Source organism: Catellatospora sp. TT07R-123 (assembly GCF_018327705.1).
In the GTDB taxonomy this organism is placed as follows: domain Bacteria; phylum Actinomycetota; class Actinomycetes; order Mycobacteriales; family Micromonosporaceae; genus Catellatospora.
On the sequence record NZ_BNEM01000002.1, the window covers coordinates 1,764,354 to 1,789,568 of the forward strand.

Annotated in this window: 22 protein-coding genes; 8 read left to right on the plus strand and 14 right to left on the minus strand. The window is 72.6% G+C overall.

The genetic code is table 11. The features are described 5' to 3' along the window. The first annotated feature begins 51 nt into the window (after window positions 1–51). Window positions 52–1,233 (plus strand): FAD-dependent monooxygenase, encoded by a 1,182-nt coding sequence (locus Cs7R123_RS27895; RefSeq protein WP_212830716.1) that lies wholly within the window; start codon window positions 52–54, stop codon window positions 1,231–1,233. 74 nt (window positions 1,234–1,307) lie between these two features. On the opposite strand, the gene Cs7R123_RS27900 is transcribed toward Cs7R123_RS27895, so the two are convergent. The 7 genes from Cs7R123_RS27900 to Cs7R123_RS27930 form a co-directional block, all read right to left on the minus strand. Continuing rightward, a complete protein-coding gene (locus Cs7R123_RS27900) occupies window positions 1,308–2,654 on the minus strand; it encodes a carbohydrate-binding protein (protein ID WP_212830719.1) in 1,347 nt (448 codons plus the stop codon). Between the two features lie 99 nt (window positions 2,655–2,753). Continuing rightward, on the minus strand, window positions 2,754–2,993 hold the full coding sequence (locus Cs7R123_RS27905; RefSeq protein WP_212830721.1) for a hypothetical protein: 240 nt from the start codon (window positions 2,991–2,993) through the stop codon (window positions 2,754–2,756). 350 nt (window positions 2,994–3,343) lie between these two features. Next, the gene (locus Cs7R123_RS27910; RefSeq protein ID WP_212830722.1) at window positions 3,344–6,151 is read right to left on the minus strand and encodes a DUF5682 family protein; all 2,808 of its coding nucleotides are present in this window, start codon (window positions 6,149–6,151) and stop codon (window positions 3,344–3,346) included. After that, window positions 6,148–7,260 (minus strand): AAA family ATPase, encoded by a 1,113-nt coding sequence (locus Cs7R123_RS27915; RefSeq protein WP_212830723.1) that lies wholly within the window; start codon window positions 7,258–7,260, stop codon window positions 6,148–6,150. The genes Cs7R123_RS27910 and Cs7R123_RS27915 overlap by 4 nt, the downstream gene beginning before the upstream one ends. Before the next feature lie 11 nt (window positions 7,261–7,271). Then, entirely contained in the window at window positions 7,272–8,606 is a 1,335-nt protein-coding gene (locus Cs7R123_RS27920) for a VWA domain-containing protein (RefSeq protein ID WP_212830724.1), read from the minus strand. Then, window positions 8,603–9,982 carry a hypothetical protein gene (locus Cs7R123_RS27925; RefSeq protein ID WP_212830725.1) on the minus strand — a complete coding sequence of 460 codons (1,380 nt, stop codon included), beginning with the start codon at window positions 9,980–9,982 and terminating at the stop codon, window positions 8,603–8,605. Before Cs7R123_RS27925 ends, Cs7R123_RS27920 begins: the two co-directional genes overlap by 4 nt. After that, window positions 9,982–10,482 (minus strand): hypothetical protein, encoded by a 501-nt coding sequence (locus Cs7R123_RS27930; protein ID WP_244872190.1) that lies wholly within the window; start codon window positions 10,480–10,482, stop codon window positions 9,982–9,984. Before Cs7R123_RS27930 ends, Cs7R123_RS27925 begins: the two co-directional genes overlap by 1 nt. A gap of 151 nt (window positions 10,483–10,633) precedes the next feature. Here Cs7R123_RS27930 and Cs7R123_RS27935 point away from each other — a divergent pair, with 151 nt between their 5' ends. Beyond that, entirely contained in the window at window positions 10,634–11,167 is a 534-nt protein-coding gene (locus Cs7R123_RS27935; protein WP_212830739.1) for a GNAT family N-acetyltransferase, read from the plus strand. Between the two features lie 14 nt (window positions 11,168–11,181). Here Cs7R123_RS27935 and Cs7R123_RS27940 read toward each other — a convergent pair whose 3' ends face one another. Further along, a complete protein-coding gene (locus Cs7R123_RS27940) occupies window positions 11,182–11,568 on the minus strand; it encodes a VOC family protein (RefSeq protein ID WP_212830741.1) in 387 nt (128 codons plus the stop codon). 61 nt (window positions 11,569–11,629) lie between these two features. Between Cs7R123_RS27940 and Cs7R123_RS27945 the strand changes: the two genes are divergently transcribed. After that, the gene (locus Cs7R123_RS27945; protein ID WP_212830743.1) at window positions 11,630–12,082 is read left to right on the plus strand and encodes a MarR family winged helix-turn-helix transcriptional regulator; all 453 of its coding nucleotides are present in this window, start codon (window positions 11,630–11,632) and stop codon (window positions 12,080–12,082) included. Between the two features lie 12 nt (window positions 12,083–12,094). Here Cs7R123_RS27945 and Cs7R123_RS27950 read toward each other — a convergent pair whose 3' ends face one another. The 3 genes from Cs7R123_RS27950 to Cs7R123_RS27960 form a co-directional block, all read right to left on the minus strand. Then, the gene (locus Cs7R123_RS27950; RefSeq protein WP_212830745.1) at window positions 12,095–12,721 is read right to left on the minus strand and encodes a helix-turn-helix domain-containing protein; all 627 of its coding nucleotides are present in this window, start codon (window positions 12,719–12,721) and stop codon (window positions 12,095–12,097) included. Window positions 12,722–12,800: 79 nt separating this feature from the next. Next, window positions 12,801–13,742, minus strand: a complete 942-nt coding sequence (locus Cs7R123_RS27955) for a universal stress protein (protein WP_212830747.1) — start codon at window positions 13,740–13,742, stop codon at window positions 12,801–12,803. A 221-nt stretch (window positions 13,743–13,963) separates the two neighbouring features. Then, window positions 13,964–14,437, minus strand: a complete 474-nt coding sequence (locus tag Cs7R123_RS27960) for a carbohydrate-binding protein (protein WP_212830749.1) — start codon at window positions 14,435–14,437, stop codon at window positions 13,964–13,966. A gap of 186 nt (window positions 14,438–14,623) precedes the next feature. Between Cs7R123_RS27960 and Cs7R123_RS27965 the strand changes: the two genes are divergently transcribed. The 4 genes from Cs7R123_RS27965 to Cs7R123_RS27980 all read left to right on the plus strand — a co-directional run bounded on the left by Cs7R123_RS27965 (window position 14,624) and on the right by Cs7R123_RS27980 (window position 19,273). After that, entirely contained in the window at window positions 14,624–16,498 is a 1,875-nt protein-coding gene (locus tag Cs7R123_RS27965; protein WP_212830751.1) for a propionyl-CoA synthetase, read from the plus strand. Between the two features lie 128 nt (window positions 16,499–16,626). After that, a complete protein-coding gene (locus Cs7R123_RS27970; protein ID WP_244872191.1) occupies window positions 16,627–18,036 on the plus strand; it encodes a ferric reductase-like transmembrane domain-containing protein in 1,410 nt (469 codons plus the stop codon). Between the two features lie 50 nt (window positions 18,037–18,086). Continuing rightward, complete coding sequence (locus Cs7R123_RS27975; RefSeq protein WP_244872192.1) at window positions 18,087–18,521, plus strand: FMN-binding protein; 435 nt, start codon at window positions 18,087–18,089, stop codon at window positions 18,519–18,521. Window positions 18,522–18,553: 32 nt separating this feature from the next. Continuing rightward, window positions 18,554–19,273 carry an FAD:protein FMN transferase gene (locus Cs7R123_RS27980; RefSeq protein WP_212834573.1) on the plus strand — a complete coding sequence of 240 codons (720 nt, stop codon included), beginning with the start codon at window positions 18,554–18,556 and terminating at the stop codon, window positions 19,271–19,273. Window positions 19,274–19,417: 144 nt separating this feature from the next. Here Cs7R123_RS27980 and Cs7R123_RS27985 read toward each other — a convergent pair whose 3' ends face one another. Further along, window positions 19,418–20,740 carry a DUF1996 domain-containing protein gene (locus tag Cs7R123_RS27985; RefSeq protein WP_244872193.1) on the minus strand — a complete coding sequence of 441 codons (1,323 nt, stop codon included), beginning with the start codon at window positions 20,738–20,740 and terminating at the stop codon, window positions 19,418–19,420. 455 nt (window positions 20,741–21,195) lie between these two features. Here Cs7R123_RS27985 and ligA point away from each other — a divergent pair, with 455 nt between their 5' ends. Next, window positions 21,196–23,307, plus strand: a complete 2,112-nt coding sequence (gene ligA / locus Cs7R123_RS27990) for an NAD-dependent DNA ligase LigA (RefSeq protein ID WP_212830763.1) — start codon at window positions 21,196–21,198, stop codon at window positions 23,305–23,307. A 73-nt stretch (window positions 23,308–23,380) separates the two neighbouring features. Here ligA and Cs7R123_RS27995 read toward each other — a convergent pair whose 3' ends face one another. Continuing rightward, entirely contained in the window at window positions 23,381–23,842 is a 462-nt protein-coding gene (locus tag Cs7R123_RS27995; RefSeq protein ID WP_212830765.1) for a hypothetical protein, read from the minus strand. 26 nt (window positions 23,843–23,868) lie between these two features. Beyond that, window positions 23,869–25,065, minus strand: a complete 1,197-nt coding sequence (locus Cs7R123_RS28000; protein ID WP_212830767.1) for a serpin family protein — start codon at window positions 25,063–25,065, stop codon at window positions 23,869–23,871. Window positions 25,066–25,215: the final 150 nt, after the last annotated feature.

Below are 25,215 nucleotides of genomic sequence, written 5' to 3' on the forward strand. Positions count from 1 at the left end.
ATACTCAACTGGAACACTCGTTCCAGTTACTATACCGCCGGGGGACCCTGAATGAATAAGCGGATCTTGATATCGGGCGCGGGCATCGCCGGGCTGGCCACCGCACACTGGCTGGCCCGCTACGGTTTCCAGCCCACCGTCGTGGAGCGCGCGCCGGGGCCGCGCGAGAGCGGCAACGGGGTCGACGTGCGCGGCCAGGCTGTGCTCGTCGGCGCGCGCATGGGAATCATGCCGCAGGTCCGCGCGGCCGCCACCGACGTACGGGGGATGAAGTTCGTCGACGCCGACGACCGGAGCATCGCCCGCATCCACACCGGCGAACCGGGCTCGGTCGAGATCATGCGCGGCGACCTGGTCGCGCTGCTGCACGAGGCGGCCGGCGCCGGGGTCGAGTTCCACTTCGGCGACTCGATCCGATCGCTGGAGCAGGACGGCCACGGGGTGACGGTCGCGTTCGACCGCGCGGAACCACGCCGCTTCGACCTGGTGATCGGGGCGGACGGCCTGCACTCCACGGTGCGCAGGCTGGCCTTCGGGCCGGAGGAACGCCACGTCCGGCACAAGGACCACTACTTCGCGTTCGCGAACACCGACGCGGCACTGGGCGAGGACCGGTGGGTGACGATGTACAACCTGCCGGGCAAGATGGCCGGGATCTACCGCTCCGGCAACCACGCCCAGGCCAAGGCGTACTTCATGTTCCGATCCGGCGTCCTGTCCTACGACCAGCGCGACGTGGCGCAGCACAAGCGCCTGGTGCGCGACGCGTTCGCCGGTGAGCCGTCCTGGCGGATCACCGAGCTGCTCGCGGCGGCCCAGGCCGATCCTGACTTCTACTTCGACGCGTTGAGCCAGGTGCGGATGGACTCCTGGTTCTCGGACCGGGTGGCGCTGGTGGGTGACGCCGCCTGGTGCGCCTCACCCGCCTCGGGCGCCGGTGCCGAACTGGCCCTGGTCGGCGCGTACCGGCTGGCCGGGGTGCTGGCCGCGGCGGGCGGCGATCATCGCGCCGCGTTCCCCGCATACCAGGAGAGCCACCGTGAGCTGGTCCGCAGGAAGCAGCAGATCGGGATGAACGTCCGGCTCATGGTGCCCAGGACCGCGGGCGGCAGGCGGGTCCGCGACGCGGTCGCCCGGCTGCCGCTGCTGGGGGCGCTCGGGGCGGTGGAACGGTTCGCGCAGGCCAAGGACAGCACGTTGCCTGGGTATGCCGCGCGGCCCACAGCGGTCTGAACCGCGGGTGCGGGAGCCGGCGACGGCCCCCGCACCCGGTCCGGTCAGGCCGGGTCAGGTCAGGTCAGGTCAGGTCAGGACACAGTGATGCGGTCCAGGTCCGGCGCCCAGCCGGTCGGGTTGGCGAAGCGGATCGTGTTGGCCCCGGCCGCGAGGTTCAGCGTGACGCTCACCGAGCCGACCGTGTTCCAGCCGCCGGTGCTCGGCGTGCTGACCGAGACCGGGCTGCCGCCGTTGACGCTGAGGGTCACCGACCGGTTCTCCCCGGACGCGTAGTAGACCGTCACCGTACGGCTGCCCGCGGTGGCGGCGTTGACGTTGTTGAATTGCAGGTAATTGGCGGTGCCGTTGCCGACGTAGCCGACGACGGCACCGCCCGAGGCGGTCGACAGGCTGCGTACGGCGGCCTGGCCGCCCCGGGTGTTGCCGCTCGCCTCGGCCTCGTACGAGGCCGTGGCCGGTGCCGTGCCGATCTGGTCGAGCCAGTCGTCGTTGGCGTGCACCATCGAGAAGGTGAGCGCCGGGCAGTCGAAGCTGCTGCCCGAGGGCGGCCGGGTGCTGTCGGTGGGCGCGGTCGCGGCGGTGGCCGGGGTCCAGGCCCCGTTCACCGACAGCTGGATGCTGCTGCTCTCGAAGGCCCGGCCGGCCAGGTCGCGGCAGTAGTACCCGGCGCCGGTGGCCGGGTTCACCGACGTGTACACCTCGAACATGTCCCAGCCGAACGGGAACTGCGGCAGGTCGTAGACGCCGGAGCTGGTGAAGTACACGTCCCAGGCATGGGTCTGGAAGTTGTACAGGTACGCCGTCCAGGTGTTGGCCGTGGTCGACGTCTTGTGCTCGTCGAGGCTGTACGCGGGCCGCCCGTTGACCATGGTCGTGTAGGTGGCCAGGAACGACGCGTTCATGGGCGTGAGCTTCCCGACGCCGTCGCGTCCGCCGCACCAGTCCCAGGCCCACAGGTTCGGCCCCGTCGGCGTATACGCGGTTGTCATCTCGATGCAGGCGCTGCCGGCCGGGATGGCGGTCGGGGCGTACACGTAGTCGCCGCCCGTGGTGGTGGTGCCGGCGCCGGTGACGACGCTCTGAGTGGCGCGCAGGCCCTGGCTGGCGTTGATCGGGAACTGGATGCCCCACGAGGTGTGCAGCTGAGCCGCGGCCACTGCGGACGTCCGGGTGGACCGGAAGTGCTCGGCTGCGGCGCCCGCCGCCTGCTGGGCGGCTGCACCGGTCAGGCCGGGCACGACGCCGCCGATCGGGGCGACGGCCCCGAGCAGGGCGGGAGAATCGGCTGCGGGCCGGGCCAGCCCGGCGGCAGCGGCGGCGCCGGTCGGCGGGGCGGCCGCCGCGGCGGGCGAGGCGGGTGAGGTGGTCAGGACGAGGGCGCCGACGATGACCAGCGTCCATAACGGACGACGATGCATGGCTGTTCCCTTCCGGGGGATGGTGAACGGGGCGCCCACCCGGAAGGTCGCCGTGAATGCGTACTGTGTCCGGACCCTAGGGGCACGCACAGACGTCTGTCAATTGGTTGGATCAGGCGGGATGGCGCCGAAGCCGACAAAGCGACCAGCATCCAGCCGCCACGACGGGCCGGACGCGACACAGATCGCCACCGGCACGGCGCAGACCGCCACCGGTACGGCGCAGATCGCCACCGGCACGGCGCGGACCGCCACCGGCACGGTGTACACCGCCACCGGCACGGTGCGCATCGCCACCGGCACGGTGCGCATCGCCACCGGCACGGTGCGCATCGCCACCGGGCGGCCACCGTGCCGCCGCTACGCCGTCCGTCCGCCGGTAGCGCGACGAGACCCGGCAAGATCGCCGCCAGCGGTCAGAACATGCACTTAATCAGGGGGTTTTGACCGCAGACGGCGATCTCTATTCAAGATCGCCGTCTGCGGTCGACTCCTCGGCCGGCGAATCGGCACCGCCGACGGTGATCACGGCGCCAGGGCGGCGACACGCCGTCGAACCCTGACATAAGTTCATGATCAACCGAGCCGGGTGCCGGGCCGGGCCGAGCCGGGTGCCGGGCCGAGCCGGGTGCCGGGCCGAGCCGAGTGCCGGGCGGGGCAGGCGCCGGGCGGGTGCCGGGCCGGGTGGGTTAGGAGGCGATGGTGTGGGCTAGGGCGGTGGCGGGGTCGGGGTGGCGGGTGAGGAGGTGGTGGAGGGGGTTGTCGGGTGGGGTGGGGGTGGTCGCGGTCCAGTCGCCCTGGCAGCCGAGCAGGACCGCGAGGGCGTCCGTCGCGTCGGGACGGGTCGTGAGGAGGGTGGCGAGCGGGCCCGCGACCGCCGGGCCCGTCGGCGGCGTGCCGGTCGGCGCGGCGGCAGGGGCGGACCACGGTGGTGTCCAGGTGTCGAGGGCGGGCAGGCTGCCGGGGAACATGCGGCCTGCCTCGCGCGCGAGCAGCGCGACGTGGTCGCCGCCCTCCTTGCGCAGCGTGGTGATCAGCGTGGGCAGCCAGGGCAGCAGGATCGGGTCGGGCAGCCGCGCGAACGCCTTCGAGATCGCCTCGACCACGAACCCGGTCAGCGCCGGGACCGGCTCCAGAGCTTGCACGAACCCGCTGAGATAGTGCGGATACGCGGGCAGCACCAGCGGGTTGTCGAGCAGCTGCTCGGTACGTTCCCGCAGCTCGGCACGGGTCAGGATGCCGAGCTGCTGCTGCGCCGCCCACAGCAGCGCGGTCTTGGCGGGCGTGGTCGGGTGCGACTGCGCCACGGCCAGTTCCAGCTGGGCCCGGTCGCAGCCCAGCGACAGGGCCAGGCTCTCCATGCTGAACAGGAAGCCGAGCATCGCGGCGACCTGCCGGGTGCCGGACTCGGCGTCGACGAAGGCGTTGGGCAGCAGGGTGCAGTAGTGGGCGTACCCGGCTTTGACGAACGACTCCAGCCAGGCGGGCAGCACCGGCTCGGTGGCGCGATAGTGGGCCAGCAGCCGCCGGGCCCGCCGCAGCACCTCCGGGGCGTCGTCGACGGTGCGCTCGGCGGCGAGCAGGTCGACGGCGCGGGCGCCGAGTTCGTCGGCGAAGCGGCGGCTGCGCAGGTACAGCGTGGCGTCCTCGACCGCGCCGAGCGCGACCGCGGCGGTGGCCTGCGGTCCCCACACGGCGCGGCGCAGCCGCTGTTCGAGCACCTGCTCGACGGTGATGCCCTCGTAGCCGAGTTCGATGAGTTCGCGCTGGTGGGTGCCGAGCGCGAGGTCCCACGACTCCTGGATCGGCTTCTCGCCCAGCCGCCGCTGCCCCATGATCGGGCGGGCGGCGCCGTGCGGCAGCAGGTGGCGCAGGATCCACAGCAGATCCGAGCACCGGGCCAGGGCCGGGTCACCGGCGATGTCGAGCAGCGCCCGCTGCACGCCGCGCTGCTCCAGCTTGAGGTTCAGCGGGGCGAGCCGGTCGTGCACGTCGCGGGCCAGCGGCGGCAGCGAGTCGTAGCCGACCTGGCCGACCCGGTCGCCGCCGAGCATGATCTCGCACAGCCGCCGCACGTCGCGCCGCCCGGGGACGCTCTCCTTCTCGATGCAGGTGACGGCGGCGTCCTGGAAGTCGTACGGCGTGGGCCGGGCTCGCCCCCGCATGCCCGCGAGCAGGATCGACGTCTCGAACACGGCGATCGCGTCGGCGGTGCTGGACAGGTAGCCGTTGCGCCGGGCCAGCCGCACGATCTCGACCGACCAGCCGAGCAGCTCGTCCTCGTCGAGGGCGTCGAGCACGGGCGGGCGGGCCAGGAACCCCGACAGCCGGTCGGCGACCTGCTGCGACACCGGCGACACGACCGCCGCCGCCTTGGCCTTCTTCTTCCCGGCCGCGCTGCTGCCCTGCTGGCCCTCCAGCCGGTACGGCACGACGCCGGTGCGGGTCACGGACTTGGCGAAGACCGCCGCCGCGATCGACACCGAGCCCGAGGCCAGCCCGAACTGGGCCTCGATCGCGGAGTGGCTGGACGGGATCAGGCCGTGGTGCCACTTGGTGGCGGTGCGGGGACTGATCTCGTACGAGTCGTCGCCGTGCAGGCCGAACTCGGCGACATGGCTGGCGGCGTGGAACGCGCCGCACACGTACAGGCAGTCGGCGCTGTCGGCGCCGGAGGCGGCCAGGTGCTGGCGCATCCGGGTCCACATGTAGCGCTCGCGCTCCTCGTCGGAGGCGACCCGGTCGTGCGCGCCGGGCGCCAGCCGCCGGAACAGGCTGCCGATAAGGACCATGACCTGCCGGTACGTGTCGTAGTCGGCGTCGCCGAGGGGCTGCTCGACGAACTGGTCCCACCACTCCGACCAGTGCCGGACCTTGCCGTGGTGCAGCAGGTGCTGCTCCAGTTCGGCAAAGCGCGGCCGCAGGTCGCCGATCTCGACGCCGACGGCGTCGCCGTGCAGCTCGGCGCCTTCGACCGGTTCGCCCTCGGCAGGTTCGGCGGCCGGTTCGCCAGCGGCCTTGTCCTTGCGCGGCTGCCACTGGAACACGTGGTCGGTGGACCGGTCGACGAGCACCAGCTCGACCCCGGGCGTGTCCAGCGCGTACGCGATGGCCTGGTATTCGGCCGACGCCTCGGTGATCGGCGCGACCACCGACAGCGGCGACCACTCCTGCGGGAAACCGTCGAGTTCGGACGCGAACGCCTGCACCGCCACCGGCAGCTTGCAGTTACGCAGCTCGGTGAGCAGCGGCGTCATGTCCTCGCACAGCTCCAGGTAGATGACCTTGGGCTGCTTCTCGCGCAGTCGCCGGGCCATCGCGATCGCGGAGGCGGGCGAGTGGTGGCAGACCGGGAAGATCTCCAGCGGCTCGGCCAGGGCCCGGCCGACGTCGTCGACGATGCCGGACAGGATCCCGGACAGCGCGTCCGGGGTGTCCGACATCGCCGCGGCGGCGTCGAGCAGCTGCGAGCGCAGCGCGTCGAAGGTGTGCGTCATGAGAGGGTCTTGATCGCTTCGCGGCCGCCTTCGAGGAACTGCGGCCACAGGCCGCCTTCGGCCTTGCTGCGCGGCTCGACCACGCCGTGCCAGTACTTGTTGAGGATGGCCAGGTCCTCCGGGGTGCGGCGGGCCAGCGAGCCGACCAGCGACCCGGCCAGGGTCTGCGGTTGCAGGGACCGGTCGCCGAAGAAGTTGCTGTGCAGGATCGCGTCCTCCAGGACGCCGATCTGCTCGGCGGTCGACAGGGCCGACTCCAGCTTCTCGTCGTCGCTGCCCGCCGACGCGGCGGCGGCGCGCAGGTCGGCGAAGCTCTGGAGCAGGATGTCCAGCAGCGTCGGCGGGACGTCCAGCTCGATCTGGTGGCGGCGCAGCAACTCGACCGTGCGGAACCGGACGATCTCGGCCTCGCTCTTCTTGTTGGTCACCACCGGGATGCGCACGAAGTTGAAGCGGCGCTTGAGCGCCGAGCTCAGGTCGTTGACGCCCCGGTCGCGGCTGTTGGCGGTGGCGATGATCGAGAAACCGGGCTTGGCGAAGACGATGTTGTCGTCGTCGAGCTCGGGGATGGAGACGTACTTCTCGGACAGGATCGAGATCAGGGCGTCCTGGACGTCGCTGGTGGAGCGGGTCAGCTCCTCGAACCGGCCGATGACGCCGTTCTCCATCGCGGTCATGATCGGCGACGGGATCATCGAGGCGCGGGACTGGCCGTTGGCGATGACCGCCGACACGTTCCAGGAGTACTTGATGTGGTCCTCGGTGGTGCCGGCGGTGCCCTGCACGACCAGGGTCGAGTTGCGGCAGATCGCGGCGGCGAGCAGCTCGGCCAGCCAGCTCTTGCCGGTGCCCGGGTCGCCGATGAGCAGCAGGCCGCGGTCGGAGGCGAGGGTGACGATGGCGCGCTCGACGAAGCTGCGGTCGCCGAACCACTTCTGGGCGATCTCGCGGTCGAGGCCGTCGGCACGCTCGGAGCCGAGGATGAACAGGCGCACCATGCGCGGGGACAGCCGCCACGAGAACGGCTTCGGGCCGGTGTCGACCGACTCCAGCCAGTCGAGCTCCTCGGCGTACTTCGTCTCGGCGGGGGCGCGCAGCATGTCAGACATGGAGGGTTCTCCTAGGCGAGGAACTTTTTGAGTTCGAACACGAGCTTGCTGATGTGGCCGGAGATCACCGGCGTGCCGAGGTCCTTGAACCGCTGCCGGAACCAGGGGTTGACGATGCCCTGGCCGGAGCTGGTCACCGACCCGACGGGGATGAACTTCACGCCGGAGCCGTGCACGGCCGTGATGCCGTCGAACAGCGGCTGGGAGCGGTCGAACTCGTAGAAGTCCGAGATCCAGACCATGGCGGTGTTGCGCGGTTCGGAGATCTTCGGGCGGGCCATGGCCATCGCGACCGGGCCGTCGTTGCCGCCGCCGAGCTTGGTGCGCAGCAGCACCTCGAACGGGTCGTGCACCCACGGGGTCAGGTCGATGGCCCTGGTGTCGTACGCGATCAGGTGCACGTCGACCTTCGGCAGCCCCGCGAAGATAGAGGCCAGGATGGTGCAGTTGACCATCGAGTCGAGCATCGACCCGGACTGGTCCACCACCACGATCAGCCGCGACGGCGTCGTCCTGCTGGCGGTGTGCCGGTAGAACAGCTTGTCGACGTAGAGCTTCTGGTCCTCGGGGCTCCAGTTGGTCAGGTTCTTCCAGATGGTGCGGTCGAGGTCCAGGTTGCGGTACACCCGCTTGGGCGGCACGCTGCGGTCGACCGTCCCCACCGCCGTCCGCTCCACCTGCGTACGCAGCACCGCCGCGACCTCGTCGACGAACCGCCGGATCAGCGACTTGGCGTTGGCCAGCGCCACCCCGGACAGGTTCGACTTGTCCCGCAGCAGCTGCTCGATCAGCGACATGCTCGGCGTGAGCTGCGCGGCGAGCTTCGGATCGGCCAGCACCTCGCGCAGCTGCATCCGGCCGACCAGATCTCCTTCGAGTTCGCCCAGGGTCGCGCCCATACCGGCGCCGTCCGGGCCGCTGCCGGCGCCGCGGCCGCCGCGGCGCAGGCTGCCCGGCTCCTGGCCCAGCGCCCGCTCCAGCCAGCCCGCGTCGGACTGCCAGCGGGACAGCTGCGTGGCCGACACCGAGCCCGAGCCGGTGTCGAACACGTTGAGCAGCAGCTTGGCCGCCAGCGCGGCCCGGCGCACCTCGGCGGCGCTGTCGCGTTCGCCGTCGGTGGTCTCCGGCTTCATCAGACCGTCGAACTCGGCGGCCAGGTCCGGGAAGCGCTGCACGATGGTGTCGACCGACACCTGCGGGTCGAGCAGGGCGGCGGGCAGGCCGATGTCCTCGACGACGGCCAGGCCGGCCTGTTCGAGACTCGCCTGCTCCTCGCGGCTGAACAGCCGGGCGATGAGCCGCCAGTAGAGGACCTGGCGGCGGTTGAGGTCGGCGTCCAGGCTCATCGGCGCAGCAGCCTTCCCGCGCGTTCGCGCAGCACCTTGACCGCGTCGGCGGCGGCCGCCTCGACCTTGGCCCCGGCGGCGTCGGTGGCCCCGCCCGCCCAGGCGCCGGCGTGCACGGCGGTGGTCTTGCGCTTGACCGGCGCCTCGACGGCGAGGGGCTGGATCGTCCAGCGGCCGTCCCAGCGCAGCAGGCCCAGGCAGGCGGTCGACGTGGCGACCAGCTCGGGGGTGAGCGGCCCGGCGTTGTGCATCCGGTCGGTGTCGACGGCCAGCTCCAGGCCGGGCAGGGTCAGGGTGATGCCGTCGTCGGTGACGGCGGCGGCGTACCCCTCGACGAGCACCGGTTCGGCGATGCGGACCGGGTGGCGCTCCAGCGGCGGGGCCGGGGGCGCGGTCGCGGCGGCGAGCTGGATCCGGGCGGTGGCGAAGGCGTCGGCGGGGGCACCGGGTACGGCGTACGCGTCGGACCAGAGCAGGTCGCCGCCTGCCGTGACCGGCATGTCGGCCAGGTCCACGGACCGCTGCCCGGTGACTGCCGCCAGCAGCGAGCAGTGCCCGCGCAGCAGCTGCCACGTGCCCGGACCGGCGAGCGTGTCGACCTTCGGCGCGGACACGCTGGCCCGCACCAGGCGCGGGCCGTCGGCGGTCTCCAGCACCGCGTGGACCTGTGCCTGCACGGCTGTCGGGTGCTCCTGCAGGTCGACGCCGAGCGGCAGCAGCCGCCCGGACACGGTGCCGCCCGGCGTCGGCGCGAGCGCGCCCGGCTGCGCGAGCAGCACGGCCCGCGACCACAGGTCGGCCCAGCGGCGCACCGGTACACGCGGCATCGTGGCGCCGGGCGCGCACGCACGCAGTTCCCCCGCGAATCCGTCCAGCAGCACGCCGAGGCGGCGCAGGGGCGGGTCGGCCAGCAGGGCCTGCACCAGCTGGTCGGCCTGGGACACCAGGTCGTGGTCGATGCCGCGCCACCCGGCGACGGCCAGTTCGGACAGCCAGGACCGGGCCGCGGCGAGCAGGTTCGCTCCCCCGGCCGAGGCGCCCGCGGCGCCCGGCCACGACGCGCGGGTACGTCCGCAGGCCTCGTCCAGTCGCGACAGCAGCTCGTCGTGGCAGGCGCCCAGCAGCGCCGACCGGGCCGCGGCCAGCGCCGCCAGGTGCTCGTCGGAGACCGAGCCCGCGACCGTCTTCTCGACCGCCTCGGCGACCCGGCCCGCCAGCGGCGTGCCCGACAGGGCCGCGGCCAGGGCGTGCAGCGCCGTGATCTGCTCGGCGCCGGGACGCAGCAGGCCGGGGACCAGCGCGCCGTCGAACCCGTCCACCACCTCGTACGCCTCGGCGACGCCGTCGCCCGGCGCGGTCAGTAGGTCGAACCGCATCAGCGCACCGCCCCGCCCGCCGGGAACCAGTGCATCTCGGTCACCGGCTCGGTCGACGCGGCCAGCTCCAGGTACGACAGGTGCCGCAGGAACCGGGCGAACACCGGCGCGCCCGCCGTGGCCTCGTGCCTGGCCTTGATCGCCACGAGCACGTCCCAGCCGGTCGACGCCCCGTCGGGCAGGTCGGCGCGCAGGTAGCGGGCGACACGGTCGATGCCGTACTGCAGCACCGCCTCGTCGGCCAGGGCGCGCAGGTGGTTGCAGCCGCTGAGGCGGATGCCCCCGCACGGGCGGTTGTTGTTGGTGCTGCAGTGGAACGTGTGGTCGGCCGAGACCGACGACACGTACACCCGCTCGATGTCCGAACCGCTCGACACGACTCCCTGCAGGCGTCCGTCGGCCAGTTCCACGAACGGCACCTTGGCGAGCTTGCGCGGCCGGGCCGGGGCGACGACCCGCGCGGCGCTGCGCTGCTCGAACGGTGTCAGGGCAGCATTCACCCGCATCCACCTCCTCGTCGGTGTTCCACCGGCCGTGATCGGCTGCGGCGGCGCGGGTGAAACTACCGTCGCGCCCCGACAGTTTCCAGCCGGGCGCCCGGACCGGCTCGGCGTACCGTGGCGGAGAGTGTCGTGCCACCAGGAGGCGCCCATGAGCCCGCAGGATCGCCGTTCGCGCGTCGCGATCCGGGCGGCGGACCGGCCCGGCGATCTGGGCTGGGTGGTCATGGCCCACGGCGAGCTCTACGACCGGCAGTTCGGCTGGGACACCGGCTTCGAGGCGCTGGTCGCCCGGATCGTGGCCGACTACGCCGGTGCGCACGACCCGGTCCGGGAGGCGGCCCGGATCGCCGAGGTCGACGGCGTACGCGCGGGATGCGTGTTCCTCGTCGCCGGGGACGAGCCCGGGGTCGCCAAGCTGCGGATCCTGCTGGTCGACCCGGCCGCCCGCGGCCTCGGCGTCGGCACCCGGCTGGTCCAGACCTGCCTGGACTTCGCCCGCGACGCCGGCTATCGGCAGGTCACCCTGTGGACCAACGACGTGCTGACCTCGGCGCGCCGGATCTACCAGGCGTTCGGGTTCACGCTCGCCGACGAGCGGCCGCACCGCAGCTTCGGCCACGACCTCGTCGGCCAGACCTGGGTCCTGGACCTGGGACCGGCCGGGACCGGCGCCGAGCGCTGAACCCGGCTGTCCGGTCAGTACGACTGGAGCTCGATCAGCACGCCGTCGGGGTCGCGCAGGTGCGCCGTACGCAGCCCCGGACCCCACTGCGGCCGGTCGGTCGGCGCCGCGACCAGCACCGCCCCGTGCTCGGCGCACAGCCGCGCGCCCTCGTCGACATCATCCACCCGGCACACCAGCATGGCGGCGCCACCGCCGCCGATATCGCCCGCGATCGCCGCCATCCCCCGGCGGTCGAACAGCGACAGCAGGCCCTGGCCGTCGACGTCCCAGCTGGCGTACGGGCCGCCCGCACCGCCCCGGGCCAGGTTCGCTCCGGCGAGCCGGGGCAGCACCGCCTCGTAGAAGGCGAACGACCGGGGAAAGTCCGTGACCAGCAGGCGGGGGTGCAGTGCGTCCATGACTCCGCTCCATGAATAGTGGGTGCGGACCCACTATAGGGACTGGCCTACAATAGGCGCCATGGACCCCCGGGACCCGCCGCCCACACTCACGTCGATCGACAGCTACCTGCTGTCACTGACCGGCAAGGCCGGACGCGGCCGCATCGCCGACCGGCTCGGCACGCGCGGACTGCGGCTGTGGCACATGGCGGTGCTCGCCGCGCTCGCCGACTTCGGCCCCCACGCCCAGCGGGACCTGTGCGTCCGGCTCGACGTCGACCCCAGCGACATGGCGAAGGTCATCGAGCAGCTCGCCGACGGCGGCCACATCGAGCGCACCCGCGACAGCGCCGACCGCCGCCGCGTCCTCATCGACCTGTCCGGCACCGGCCGTGACCTGCTCGCCGAGCTGGCCAGCGAAGCCGCCGAGGTCGACCGGCAGCTGCTGGCCGGGCTGACCACCGCCGAGCGGACCCGGTTCCACGCCCTGCTGACGAAGGTCTTCGCCACCGTACGCACTCTGCCGGAGTGACCGCACGGGCGATCAAGACGCGCTCAGGTCCTCGACGCCCTCGACTCCGGCTATCGCGGCCAGGTCCGCGGCAGGCAGGTCCAGCGCTTCGGCTACCTCCTGGACGATGACCGGGTGCGGGTTGCGCCATCCGCTGCGGAGCCCGGCGATGGTGGACATCGCACGGCCGGTCGCATGAGCCAGGTCCTTGACGGACAGGCCCCGGTTGTCCATGAATCGGTGGAGCAGTGCCCCGAAGGGGTGCCGCTCCGGGCTGCCCGCCTCGGCCAGTGCCGGTCCGATCACGACGCCTCCGACCTTGGCCTGGAAGCGCAGCAGCCGATCACCTTCGAAGCGCACCTGGCCGACGAACGCCGTAGCCGTGCCGTCGTCGGTGCCGACCGTGCCGGGCACCGAAACCTCGGTGAACCTGTTCCGCTGCCGAACGTGTTCACTGGGGAACTCGCGCGGAACGGCAGGTTCTACCTGGGTGACCCGCCAGGCCGGGTTCCACCAGGGCAGTTCGCGCAGCAGGCCGTCGAAGAAGGGCGGCAGGACCGTGAGATCGACCTCCTGCCGACGCTCGACGTCCAGGTATTGCGGCCAGTAGTTCAAGGCATTCAAGACGGCGGGCTCCAGCGTACGGCCGATGACGTCCATGGCCGGATGCTACGCAATCGGGTGGCTCCGCAGGAGCCCTGCGGAGCCACGCCTGGAGCGGCCTGGTCTCAGCCCTCGTTCACTGCTCCGTCGGGTGCATCACGGCGACCGGGCTGTGGCCGTGGTGGACCAGCGCGCCGCTGACCGAGCCGAGCAGCAGCCCGGCGAAACCGCCCCGGCCGCGGCAGCCCACCACGGACAGCACCGCGTCGCGCGACGCCTCGACCAGCTCGTGCTCGGTGTTCAGCCCGCGCACCGCACGGGTCCGCACCTCCAGGTCCGGATGCGTGGCGGCCAGGTCGCACAGCGCGTCGCCGAGCAGCCGCTGCGCCAGCTCGGCGGCCGTGTGCTCGGCCGCGGCCTGCATCTGGTCGCTCGTGGTGCCGGCGTCGGCCATGAACCACGGCTCGGGCCAGTAGACGTGCACGATAACCAGCGGCACCGCACGGCCGAGCGCCTCGTCGGCGGCGAACACGAGCGCGGCCCGCGCGGCGGCAGAACCATCGATCCCCACCAGCACCGGCCGGTCCAGGGCGGCAGGCGGCTGCTCGGGGCACGGCTCCCCGCCGTGGTCGGGCACGGGCGGGCGGACCACGACCACCGGGCTGTGGGCGTGCATGGCGACCTGCGCCGCCACCGAGCCGAGCAGCAGCTCGGCGAAGCCGCCCGCACCCCGGCAGCCGACCACGGTCACCGACGCGGTACGGGACTGCTCGATCAGCACGCTGGTCGGGCCGCCGCCGATCTGCCGGGTGGTCACCTCGACGAGGTCGGGGTGCTCCTTGCGCAGCGTCTCGGCGACGTCGGCGAGGCTGCGGTCGATCGCGTCCCGGGTGTCGGCGTCGTCGTAGTACGGCACGGCCAGCCCGGCGGTGCCGTAGCCGAACAGGGGGCTCAGATGGCCGTAGACGAGGTGTAGCGCGGCGCCGCGCCGTACGGCGAGGTCGGCGGCGAACGAGGCGGCGGCGATGCTGGACGGCGAGCCGTCCACTCCGGCGATGACCGGCCTGGCGGTGGTCACGGCGTGCTCCTGTTCAGGTCGGGTCGGTGCCGTCTCGGGCCTTGTGCCCTGGCGGCCATACTCCGACTGTCCGCCCGGCGGTGGTCCGCGCGGCAGGGTCGGCGGTCCCGTCCTCCCGCGCCCCAGGTGCCGACCGGCAGGGACTTTGGTCCCGCGTCAACGCAGTGGCCAGGTCTCACGCGGCGTACATCAGGGCCGTCGGCGCGACGTGGCTGGTGCGATCAGGGCGCGACCGGCCGAACCTCGAAGGTCAGCGAATCCAGGTTCGGGCCGCCCGCGGCTGTGGTGGCGGTGGCCCGGACGGCGATCGGACCGGCGGAGACCGGGACCGTGAACGCCGTGACCTGCCAGACGTCCCAGCTGCCGGTGCTGGCGAAGGGGACGTTGTGCGCGACCAGCACCCCGTTGACGGTGATGTCCATCGGCCGGTTCGCCGCGGCGCCGTTGGCGTAGCGGAAGCCGAGGTACATCGAGCCGGGCAGCGACGTGCTCGTCGTGAACTGCACGTATGAGCCGGAGATCGCGTCGTAGTCGACGAATCCCGTCCCGGTGTATCCGCTGTGGTCCGACGCCACGATCCCCCGGTGGATGGTGGCGTTCTCGGCCTGGAAGGCGATCGGGGCGCCCGCCGCACCGGTGACCGAAAGCAGCACGAACGCGGCGGGGACAGCTAGCACGAGTGACAATCGCCTCATGAACCCATGTAATACATCGATGAACATCATGTCAAGGAGTTGCTCCCCGCACCGACGGCGGGACCATCGCCGTGACCTGCCGACCGGCCGCCAGACGCCGGTGCCGGGTCCGGCACCGGCGGTCAGCGTCCTGCCCGAGGCCCTGAAAAGGCACAATGGGGATGAGCAGTCCGGGAGGTGGTGGGCATGGGCTACCAGGAGGAATACCGCCGCAGCATCGAGCATCCGACCGGGTTCTGGGGCGACGCCGCGACCGCGATCGAGTGGTATCGCGCCCCCACGATCGTGCTGGACGACACCCGGCCGCCGTTCTACCGGTGGTTCCCCGACGGCACGATGAACACGTGCTTCAACGCCCTCGACCGGCACGTACGTGACGGCCGGGGCGACCAGGCGGCACTGGTGTACGACAGCCCGGTCACCGGCACCGGCCAGACCCTGACCTACGCCGAGCTGCTCGACCAGGTCGCCCGGTTCGCCGGCGTCCTGCGCGGCCTGGGCGTCGGGCCCGGCGTCCGCGTGGTGATCTACATGCCGATGGTGCCGCAGGCGGTGGTCGCGATGCTCGCCTGCGCCCGGATCGGCGCCGTGCACTCCGTGGTGTTCGGCGGGTTCGCCGCCAACGAGCTCGCGCTGCGGATCGACGACGCCCAGCCCGCGGTGATCGTGTCGGCGTCCTGCGGCATCGAGGTCGACCGGGTGATCGAATACAAGCCGATCCTGGACAGGGCGCTCGCGACATCCGCGCACACCCCTCGCGCCTGCGTGATCGTGCAGCGGCCGCAGGCCCCCGCCGAGTTGACCCCGGGCCGTGACATCGAGTGGTCGGCCGCCATGGCCGAGGCCGAGCCCGTCGGCTGCGTGCCGGTCGCGTCGACCGATCCGCTCTACATCCTGTACACCTCGGGCACCACCGCCCGGCCGAAGGGCGTGGTCCGCGACAACGGCGGGCACGCGGTGGCGCTGCGGTGGAGCATGGAGTACGTCTACGACACCCATCCGGGCGAGGTGTTCTGGGCCGCCTCCGACATCGGCTGGGTGGTCGGCCACTCCTACATCGTGTACGGCCCGCTGATCACCGGCTGCACCACGGTCCTCTACGAGGGCAAACCGGTCGGCACCCCCGATTCCGGCGCGTTCTGGCGGGTCGTGGCCGAGCACGGGGTCAAGGCCATGTTCACGGCACCGACGGCGCTGCGGGCGATCCGCCGCGACGACCCCGACGGCCTGCGGCTGAAGGCGGCGGACCTGTCCGGCCTGCGATACCTGTTCCTCGCCGGGGAACGCCTGGACCCGGAGACCTACGAGTGGGCGCGGCACCTGCTGGGCATACCCGTCGTCGACCACTGGTGGCAGACCGAGACGGGCTGGCCCGTGGCCGCGAACCTGATGGGCCTGCAACCGCGCGAACCCCGGCCCGGCTCGGCGACCGTGCCGGTGCCGGGCTTCGACGTGCGCGTCGTCGACTCCCTCGGGCAGCCTGTGCCCGCGGGTGACGAAGGAGAGATCGTCATCCGGCTGCCGCTGCCGCCCGGGACGCTGCCGACGCTGTGGCGCGACGACGCCCGGTTCGTCGACTCGTACCTGTCCGCGCACATCGGCTGCTACCTGACCGGCGACGGCGGGCACTTCGACGCCGACGGCTACCTCTACGTCATGGGCCGGATCGACGACGTCATCAACGTCGCCGGGCACCGGCTGTCGACCGGCGCCATGGAACAGGTCGTCGCGAGCCACCCGGCCGTGGCCGAGTGCGCGGTCATCGGGGTGGACGACCAGCTCAAAGGCCAGGTGCCGAGGGCGTTCGTCGTGCTCAAATCCGGTGCCGAGGTCACCGCGGAGGCGCTGGCCCGCGACGTGGTCCAGCTGGTCCGGGACCAGATCGGCCCGATCGCGACGCTGTCGGCCGTCGACGTGGTGGCCGCGCTGCCCAAGACCCGCTCCGGCAAGATCCTGCGCAAGACGATGCGGGGCCTGGCCGCCGGGCGCGACGAGGCGCCGCCCTCCACCATCGAGGACCCGGCGGTACTGGACGCGCTGCGCCCGCTGCTCGAACCCTGAGCGGCCGCTCCCGCCCACGCGGGCGGGCCGGTGGGAGCCCGGTCGATACTCCCACGGACCTCCCAGGAGGCTCCGAGATTCACGTTGCACGCTGGGCGGCGACCGATCCCGAGCCGGAGGAGGACGCCGTGGGCGCTCCCGTCACCGCGATACCGCGGGCTGCCCTGGCGCCGGCCGCGCCGTGGCGGGCGCGGCGCTGGTGGGCCGACGCGGCCGGCTCGGCCGCGATCGCGTCGGTGCTCGTCGTCACCGCGCTGTGGACCGCGCACGGCGGGATCCAGCAGCTCGACGCCACCGACGGCGGGCTGACCTCGCTGGGCCGCCTGGCCGGGCTGCTGTCGGCCGACCTGATGCTGCTCCAGGTGCTGATGATGGCGCGCATCCCCTGGGTCGAGCGCAGCTACGGCCAGGACGCGCTGGCCCGCCGCCACCGCTGGTTCGGCTTCGCGTCGTTCTGGCTGCTCGTGTTCCACCTGGTCGCGACCACCGCCGGGTACGCGGCCACCGGCGGCCTGGGCATCGTCGGTCAGCTCTGGGACCTGGTCGCCGACTACCCCGGCATGCTGCTGGCGGCGGGCGGCACCGCGGCGATCGTGCTGGTGGTGGTCACGTCGGTGCGGGCCGCGCGGCGGGCGATGCGGTACGAGTCGTGGCACCTGCTCCACCTGTACGCCTACCTCGGCCTGGCCCTCGCGCTGCCGCACCAGCTGTGGACCGGCGCCGACTTCGTGGCCACCCCGTGGGCCCGCGCGTACTGGTGGACCCTCTACCTGGTCGCCGCCGCAGCGGTGCTGCTGTTCCGGGTCGGGCTGCCGCTGTGGCGCACCATGCGGCACCGGCTCGTCGTGGACGCGGTCGTGCCCGAGTCCCCCGGCGTCGTGTCGGTGCACCTGCGCGGGCGCGACCTGCACCGGCTCCCGGCCCGCCCCGGACAGTTCCTCCTGTGGCGGTTCCTCGACGGCCCCGGCTGGACCAGGGCGAATCCATACTCGCTGTCGGCCGGTCCGCTGCCTGACCGGCTGCGGATCACCGTCAAGGACCTCGGCGACGGCAGCGCCCGCCTGGCCCGGCTGCGACCGGGCACCCGCGTGGCCGTCGAGGGGCCGTACGGTGTCATGACCGGCACCGCCGACCCGGCCCGGCCGGTGCTGATGCTGGCCGCCGGGATCGGCGTCACCGTCATGCGGGCGCTGCTCGACGACCCCGACCTCGCGGGCCGCCACGTCACCCTGCTGCACCGCGTCCGCACCCCCGGCGAGGCCGTGTTCGCCGCCGAACTGGCCGACCTGGCGGCACGGCGGCCGCTGTACGTCGCCACGCTGCCGGGACCACGGCCGCGGCACCCCTCGTTCCTGCCCGCCCACCTGGCCACCGGCGCCGACGCCGACGCCGACGTGCTGCGCCGGATGGTCCCGCACGTGCGCGACTGCGACGTCTACCTGTGCGGGCCGCAGCAGTGGATGCACGCCGCCCGCCGGGCCCTGGCCGCCGCGGGCACCCCCGCCGATCGCATCCACGCCGAGCAGTTCGCCTGGTGACGACCCCTCCGAACGGAAAGACAGCGATGCGCAGAATCACGATGGCGGTCATGGGCACGATCGCGGCCGTCGTACTCATGCTGAGCTACCGCACCAGCCTGTCCGGGCCCCGCACGACGACGTCGGCGGTCACGGGCGCGGCACCCGGGGTCGTCGGCGACCCCGGCACCGGTACGGCCACCGGCCAGGGCCAGGGCGACGGCGCGGTGACCGTCAACGGGTCGGTCGCGCAGACCCGCTGGGGGCCCGTGCAGGTCCAGGTGAAGATCGCGTCCGGGCGGATCACCGACGTCGTGGTACTGGCCAAGCCGGACGGCAACCACCGCGACGAGGAGATCAACGACCGCGCGCTGCCGCAGCTGCGCGCCCAGGTCATCGCGGCCCAGAGCGCCCGCATCGACGGGGTCAGCGGCGCCACCGTCACCACCGACGGCTACGTCGAGTCGCTCCAGGCCGCCCTCGACGCCGCCCACTTCAGCGCGTGACCCGCCCCGGGCTGCGCCGCGTCGAGCAGATCATGGGTACGGCGATCAGCCTCGACATCGCCGGCGACCTGCCGCACGCCGACCGGCTCGCCGACGAGGCGTTCGCGTGGCTGCGCGAGGTCGACCTCAGGTTCAGCACGTACCGGTCCGACAGCGAGGTCAGCGCGCTGCGGGCCGGGGCGCTGCGGCGCGAGGACTGCTCGCCGGACCTGCGTCACGTGCTGGACGAGTGCGCCAGGCTGTGGGAGGCGACCGACGGGTACTTCGACGCGTTCGCCGACGGCCGCTTCGACCCCTCGGGATACGTCAAGGGCTGGTCGGTCCAGGTCGCCTCCGACCGGCTGGCCGCGGCCGGGGCCGCCGACCACTGCCTCAACGCGGGCGGCGACATCTGCGTACGCGGCCGCCCGGCCCCGGACCGGCTGTGGCGCATCGGCGTGCTCGACCCGTGGCACCGCGACAGCCTGTCCTGGGTCCTGGAACTGACCGACGCCGCGGTCGCGACCTCGGGCGGCTACGAGCGCGGCGCGCACATCACCGACCCGCGCACCGGCCGCCCGGCCCGGGACCTGGCCTCCGTCACGGTCGTCGGCCCCGATCTGCGCACCGCCGACGCCTACGCGACCGCCGCGATGGCCATGGGCCACCGCGCGACCGCCTGGCTCGAACGGCTCGACGGTCACGAGTGGGCGGTGCTCACCGCCGACGGGCGGTCGTCGCAGTCTCGCGCCCTGCCGTCCGCCGAGCCCTGATCCCCCGTCCCGGCCCCTGATCCCGCCGTCCCGGCCGCGGTCGCGGCGGGACGTGGCCGTGCTCGGAGGGACGTGGCCGTGCTCCTGAGGACGTGGCCCGGCGCTGGGCCGGGCCACGTCCTCAGGCGGTGGCCGGAACGCCGGTCAGAACGTACCGGCGGTGTTGCACTTGGCCTTCTGGACGATGCAGTCCTTCACCCGGTGGCCCAGGGCCGCGTTGTCCCAGACGAGGAACGAGTCGCCGTGGATCGACGAGGCCATGCCCGAGGACAGCGTGAAGCCGTCGGCGCTGCCGTGGGTGGGGTAGTCGATCACGAACGAGACGTTCGGGATGGCGATCGGGAACGGCGCGACGCACTTGCCGTCGACGGTGTTGTAGGAGACGTGCGACTTGTGGTCGGGGCTGTCCAGGTGGACACCGTCCCAGCAGTCCTGGAACACCAGCTGGAAGGTGAGGTTGGCGGTCGGGGCGCAGATCGGCCAGTTGCCGTCGGCGCTGCGGCCGATCTCGCCGCCGGGGCCCGCGCACCAGAACTGGTTGGGCACACCGGCCGGGGTCGGCGACTGCTTCTTGGCGTCGCCGGCGATCATCCGGAAGCCCTGCGGGAAGGGCAGCGTCTTGGTCGGGTCGGGCAGCCGCGAGCTGTAGTACACGGTCATGCCGCGCGGCTCGACCGCCACGCCCCGCTCGTACAGGGTGGGGATCCAGTACGCGGAGGGGTCGCCCACCGGGCCGCAGCTCGACGCGGTGTTGTTGCGAAGTGACGCGGTGGTGGTCGCCGCGTTCGCGGCACGGTTGCCGAAGAAGCTGTGCATGTGCGACGCGCCGGGCAGCCCCGGGAAGACGATCGGGTCGTCCTTCAGGGAGTGGCTGTAGACGCACGCGGCGTTGAACTCCGAGACCCGCACCGCGTTGGGGGGCGCCGGGTTCATGACCATCGCGTTGAACTCGGCGAGCTGGGCGTTCCACGCGGCCTGGTCCATGTTGACCCAGCCGCTGCCGGACGACGTGCTGGGGCTGGGCTGGGCGCCGCCCGTGCCGAAGACCTGGAACTCCCACAGCGACGCGCCGTACTGCGTGGCGCGGCGGGTGGTGTTCAGCCGCACGTACTGGCCGGAGCCGGTGACGTTGAGCGTCTGGACTCCGCCGGTGCCGTCGACGGTGGTGTTGATCGTCGTCCAGGTGGTGCCGTTGGGGGACGTCTGGATGGTGAAGTCGCGCGCGTAGGCGGTCTCCCAGGTGATGACCACGCGGTTGATGGTGGCGGTGGCGCCCAGGTCGACCTGGAGCCATTGCGGGTCGCTGAACGCGCTCGACCAGCGGGTGGCCGGGTTGCCGTCGACCGCGGCGGACGCGGGCGTGCCGGCGTTCTCGGTGGACGACGCCGTCGCCGGGCGCCCCTGCGACAGCGGGGTCTCGGCGGCGGAGGCGCGCATGGCCTGGTTGGTGAGCAACGCGGCGATCATCGCGGTGACGGTGACACCGAGCACTAATGTGCGCGGCCGGTTTCTGCCCGTGAGGGCACGGTTGAGCATGACGGATCCTCCGGTTCTGCGGGGACGGTCGCGACGGGGTTCCACTGGTGCACAGGTCCTCCTCGGGGGCACGAGGAGGGATCTTGCCAGAGAGCGCTCTCTATACCTGCATGGTGAACTCATCGCCGACCGGTGTCAATAGGTAGGAATCGATGACAATGTGCCTGCCAAGAATCACCTTCTGCATAAATTGGACATCAGAAGTAAGGCAGACCTGGTCGCGAGCCTCCCGCGGAGGCGGCCGCCAGGGAGCGCTCTCCAGAAGGTGCGCGGTACACCCGCATGTTTTCTCGGAGGCGGTTTTCGGAGCCCGATTCCTGTCACACCCTGCGGATATGTTGTAGCGGACTGGATCCGCCAGCGGGTACGGACGAAGGGGAACCCTCTTGCCAGCCATCGCCACCGCACCGGTAGTCGACCCGACCCACGCCCAGCCGTTCTACACCCACGACGAATACCTCGACGGCGTCGAGCGCGCCCTGCGCTGCGCCACGGCGTACCACGCCGGAGACGTCACCGTCGACGACGCCACCTACGACGCGCTCGTGGCACGCATCGCCGCGACCGAGGACCACCACCCCGCGTGGCAGAGCACCGCCTCCCCCACCAGGACCGTCGCCGGGACCGGCGGCGACGTCGAGCACAGCGCCCCGATGCTCAGCCTCGACAACGTCTTCGACGAGGACGGGCTGCGCGGCTGGGCCGCCCGGCTGCACAAGGCGGTGGGGCAGCGGGTCGCGCAGTACACCGTCGAGCCCAAGGTCGACGGCCTGGCCGTGGCCGCCCGCTACCGCGGCGGGCGGCTGGTGCTGGTCGCCACGCGCGGCGACGGGCGCACCGGCGAGGACGTCACCGCGCAGGCCCGGCTGGTCGCGGGCCTGCCGCAGCGGCTGTCGGCGCCGGTCGACGTCGAGGTGCGCGGCGAGGTCTTCATGACCGACGCCGACTTCGCGGCCGCGAACGAGATCCGGGTCGCCCACGGCGAGCCGAGGTTCGCCCACCCGAGGTCGGCTGCGGCCGGGACGGTGCGGGCGATCGACCGCGGCTACGACGTCCCGCTGTCGTTCCTGGCGTACGCGGCGATCGGCGTCCCGGACGAGCACGCGTCGACCCACTCGGCGGCGATCGAATACCTGGCCGGGCTCGGGGTGGCCACCACCGCGCAGTCGTCGGCCGGGATGGTCGTCGGGACCAGCATCGACGAGGTGGTCGACAATGTCGTCGCGCTCGGCGCCCGGCGCGGGGAGCTCGGTTTCGCCGTGGACGGCGTGGTCGTCAAGGCGAACTTCACCGCCGACCAGGAGGCGGCCGGATATTCGAGCCGGGCGCCGCGCTGGAGCGTGGCCTACAAGTTCCCGGCCGACACCCGCACCACCACGCTGCTGCGCATCGAGGTGCAGGTCGGGCGGACCGGGCTGATCACGCCGGTCGCGGTGCTGGAGCCCGTCCAGGTCGGCGGTGTGATCGTGACGACGGCGACCCTGCACAACTTCGCCGACCTGGTGCTGCGCGACGTCCGGGTCGGCGACACGGTGTTCGTGCGCCGCGCGGGCGAGGTGATCCCGGAGATCACGGGCGCCAAGCTCGACGAGCGGCCCGAGACGGCGCTGCCGTTCGAGCCCCCCGCCGTGTGCCCGCGCTGCCAGGGGGAGATCGACCAGTCCCAGAAGCGGTGGCGCTGCCTGCGCGGGCGGGCCTGCGGCGCCCGGGAGGCGCTGCTGTACTACGCCGGCCGCGACGCGATGGACATCGAGGGACTCGGCGACAAGGTCGTCGACAGCCTCCTCGCGGCGGGCCTGGTCACCGACCCCGCCGACCTGTACGGACTGGACGTCGCGACCCTGGCCCGCCTGGACCGGATGGGGACGCTGTCGGCCGCCAACCTGGTCGCCAACATCGAGGCGTCCAAGCTCAAGCCGCTGTCGCGGGTGTTCACCGCGCTCGGCGTCCGGATGACCGGCCGGTCGCTGTCGCGGCGCATCGCCCGCCATTTCGGCACCATGGCCGCGATCCAGGCCGCGACGGCCGCCGACTGGGAACTCGTCGACGGGATCGGCTCCGGCCGGGCCCAGGTCATCGTCGCCGAGCTCGCCGAACTGGCCCCGGTCATCGACCGCCTCACCGCGTACGGGGTGACGATGGTCGAGCCGGGCAGCCCGGCGCTGGAGCCCGACGCGGCCGAGCCGGGCACGGCGGTGCTGCCGTTGCAGCGCCGCGACGGGTCGCCGCTGACGGTGGTGGTGACGGGTTCGGTGCCGGGCTTCAGCCGTACCGAGGGCAACGAGGCCGTCGAGGTCCTGGGCGGCAGGTCGTCCGGGTCGGTGTCGGCGAAGACCGACCTCGTCGTCGTGGGTGAGGGCGCCGGGTCCAAAGCCGACCGCGCGGCGCAGCTGAGGGTGCCGGTGCTCGCGGGCGAGCAGTTCGCGCAGCTGGTGGCGGCCCACCGCGCCGGAAAGCAGAAGCAGGTCCGACAGATCCTTCGCACCGTCCTGCGGTGACCGGCCGCCGTCTGCGATGACGGCGACGGGCGGAGCCCGGGTCCACGACGACCCGGGCTCCGCCCGTGCCCGGCTATGGTCCGGTCTTGCGCCAGCGCCGCCGCAGGCCGTCGATGCCCAGGTCCTCGCGGAACCCGCCCACCATGGCGCGGCGCAGTTCCCGCGGGTCCGGCAGCTCCGTCGCGCCCTGTTCCAGCGCGTCCCGGTAGACCCGCAGGACGGCGCTCATGGCACCGGCGGTGTTCATGTTCTCGGCGAGCAGCCGCACCTGGTTCAGGACCTCGTACGCCCGGACGAGGGCGCTCCACACCGCGCGCCGCTGCTCCTCGCGGTCCCCCGCACCATAGTTGATCAGCTTGGCGAGCTCGCTGGTGACCGACTCGACCTCACGCAGCGCGGCCGCATACACCTCACGGCGCTGCACGTGGAGGTCGTGCGCCCGCCGCGACCGGTCCTCGCGCCAGGCCCGGATCTCGGTGAACGCCGCGGCCAGCGCGACGCCGCCCAGCGCGAACAGGCCGCCGTCTATCTCCATGCCTGGAGGTTAGCGGGACCGATCAACTAGGTGCGGAGCTCCAGGAAGGACATGTCGACCAGGTCCTCGGGCGGGGTCACGTAGTCCACCCCGTCGGCCACCCAGCCCGCGACGAGCACCAGGCCGGTCGGGCGGTGCCTGGCGGCGAACCCGAACGGGCGCTCGACCGTGAAGCAGACGTTCGGCGGCACCGTCGGCGAAAAGCTGCCGCCTGCCAGGGACACCCGGGTCGCCACCGCGGCTTCGAACCCGAGCGCGGTGAAGGACGCGGTCAGACTCTGCTTGGCCGCGCCGACCGCCAGGGGCGACTCGCTCATGCCGGGGAACCGTTGCCGGGACCGGTCGGACACCGTACGCAGCCCGAACAGATCCGCGAACGCCAGCAGGTCAGGTGCGCTGTCGACGTCGAAGCGGGGCAGGTAGGAGAACAGCTGCGGTTCGGCGGTGCGGTGGTAGTGCCCGATGCTCACGCCCGGCGCCTGGTCCTGGGCGGTGAGCTGGGAACCGAGCCGGACCGGGGTGAGCGTCGCCGGTGCGCTGATCCCGGCCGCCAGCACCGCCCCGGCGGGGGCGTCCTCGGCGCCGAGCAGGATGTCGACGGTGATGTCGTCCGAGCCCTCCACCGACAGCACCGAGATCCGGCCTGCCGCGGTGTCGTAGACGGCGAGCTGGTCCCGATCGGCTGAGGCGCGCTTCAAACCCGCCAGCCGGCGTCGTGCCCAGGGTCCTTGCTGACCGGAGATCACATCGTGTTCGAACGGTTCCTTCCAGGTGGTTCGCACCGTCAGCACGGTCGCCAGGACCAGCAGCTCCTCCGGTCCGTCCGGGGCGGGAGGGCATTCCAGCAGGTCACCGACCTGTTCCCGGGTCCATGCGGCGAGGGCGCCGTCGGTCAGCACCCCGATCGACCCCGCCGGGACCGTACGCAGCCACTGCTCGCGAACGGGCACGTCAGGGTGGAACCACACGCCCAGCGCGGCCCGGAGCGCGGGTGCTGCCCGCAGCAGGCCGAGCAGCGCGGTCGCCGCCTCCGGCGCGTCTTCGGCGGGCAGCCCCACCGCTGCCGCGAGCTCGGCCCGGCCGTCGCCGTCGGCAGCCGACGCGAGGTATGCCAGCAGCGGCCAGACACCCGCCCCGGAAACCGCCGCCGACGCGTCTGCCGAAAACGTCTCCGCCCATCGCGCCGTCAGCGTGTTCGCCCCGGCCACCGCCTTCTCGATCATGCGATGGACCCTACGCCGAGGCGGCCGGATTCGTGTCCGTCCACTATGGCCGCACGTGCGGCGCGGCTGGGACCGCGCAGGCTGTGACGGCGGTGGCCGCCACCGACCTGAGGTCGGCGGCGGCCACCGTCACCGGCAGGGCCGGTCGAG

Excerpts from the sequence above, each read along its gene's own strand:
- Cs7R123_RS27985 (WP_244872193.1), bottom strand. The coding sequence starts at position 20,740 with ATGATCGCCGCGTTGCTCACCAACCAGGCCATGCGCGCCTCCGCCGCC.
- Cs7R123_RS27895 (WP_212830716.1), top strand. The coding sequence starts at position 52 with ATGAATAAGCGGATCTTGATATCGGGCGCGGGCATCGCCGGGCTGGCC.
- Cs7R123_RS27960 (WP_212830749.1), bottom strand. The coding sequence starts at position 14,437 with ATGAGGCGATTGTCACTCGTGCTAGCTGTCCCCGCCGCGTTCGTGCTG.
- Cs7R123_RS27935 (WP_212830739.1), top strand. The coding sequence starts at position 10,634 with ATGAGCCCGCAGGATCGCCGTTCGCGCGTCGCGATCCGGGCGGCGGAC.
- Cs7R123_RS27920 (WP_212830724.1), bottom strand. The coding sequence starts at position 8,606 with ATGAGCCTGGACGCCGACCTCAACCGCCGCCAGGTCCTCTACTGGCGG.
- Cs7R123_RS27995 (WP_212830765.1), bottom strand. The coding sequence starts at position 23,842 with ATGGAGATAGACGGCGGCCTGTTCGCGCTGGGCGGCGTCGCGCTGGCC.
- Cs7R123_RS27940 (WP_212830741.1), bottom strand. The coding sequence starts at position 11,568 with ATGGACGCACTGCACCCCCGCCTGCTGGTCACGGACTTTCCCCGGTCG.
- Cs7R123_RS27925 (WP_212830725.1), bottom strand. The coding sequence starts at position 9,982 with ATGCGGTTCGACCTACTGACCGCGCCGGGCGACGGCGTCGCCGAGGCG.
- Cs7R123_RS27915 (WP_212830723.1), bottom strand. The coding sequence starts at position 7,260 with ATGTCTGACATGCTGCGCGCCCCCGCCGAGACGAAGTACGCCGAGGAG.
- Cs7R123_RS27950 (WP_212830745.1), bottom strand. The coding sequence starts at position 12,721 with ATGGACGTCATCGGCCGTACGCTGGAGCCCGCCGTCTTGAATGCCTTG.
- Cs7R123_RS27910 (WP_212830722.1), bottom strand. The coding sequence starts at position 6,151 with ATGACGCACACCTTCGACGCGCTGCGCTCGCAGCTGCTCGACGCCGCC.
- Cs7R123_RS27980 (WP_212834573.1), top strand. The coding sequence starts at position 18,554 with ATGGGTACGGCGATCAGCCTCGACATCGCCGGCGACCTGCCGCACGCC.
- Cs7R123_RS28000 (WP_212830767.1), bottom strand. The coding sequence starts at position 25,065 with ATGATCGAGAAGGCGGTGGCCGGGGCGAACACGCTGACGGCGCGATGG.
- Cs7R123_RS27945 (WP_212830743.1), top strand. The coding sequence starts at position 11,630 with ATGGACCCCCGGGACCCGCCGCCCACACTCACGTCGATCGACAGCTAC.
- Cs7R123_RS27965 (WP_212830751.1), top strand. The coding sequence starts at position 14,624 with ATGGGCTACCAGGAGGAATACCGCCGCAGCATCGAGCATCCGACCGGG.
- Cs7R123_RS27975 (WP_244872192.1), top strand. The coding sequence starts at position 18,087 with ATGGGCACGATCGCGGCCGTCGTACTCATGCTGAGCTACCGCACCAGC.
- Cs7R123_RS27900 (WP_212830719.1), bottom strand. The coding sequence starts at position 2,654 with ATGCATCGTCGTCCGTTATGGACGCTGGTCATCGTCGGCGCCCTCGTC.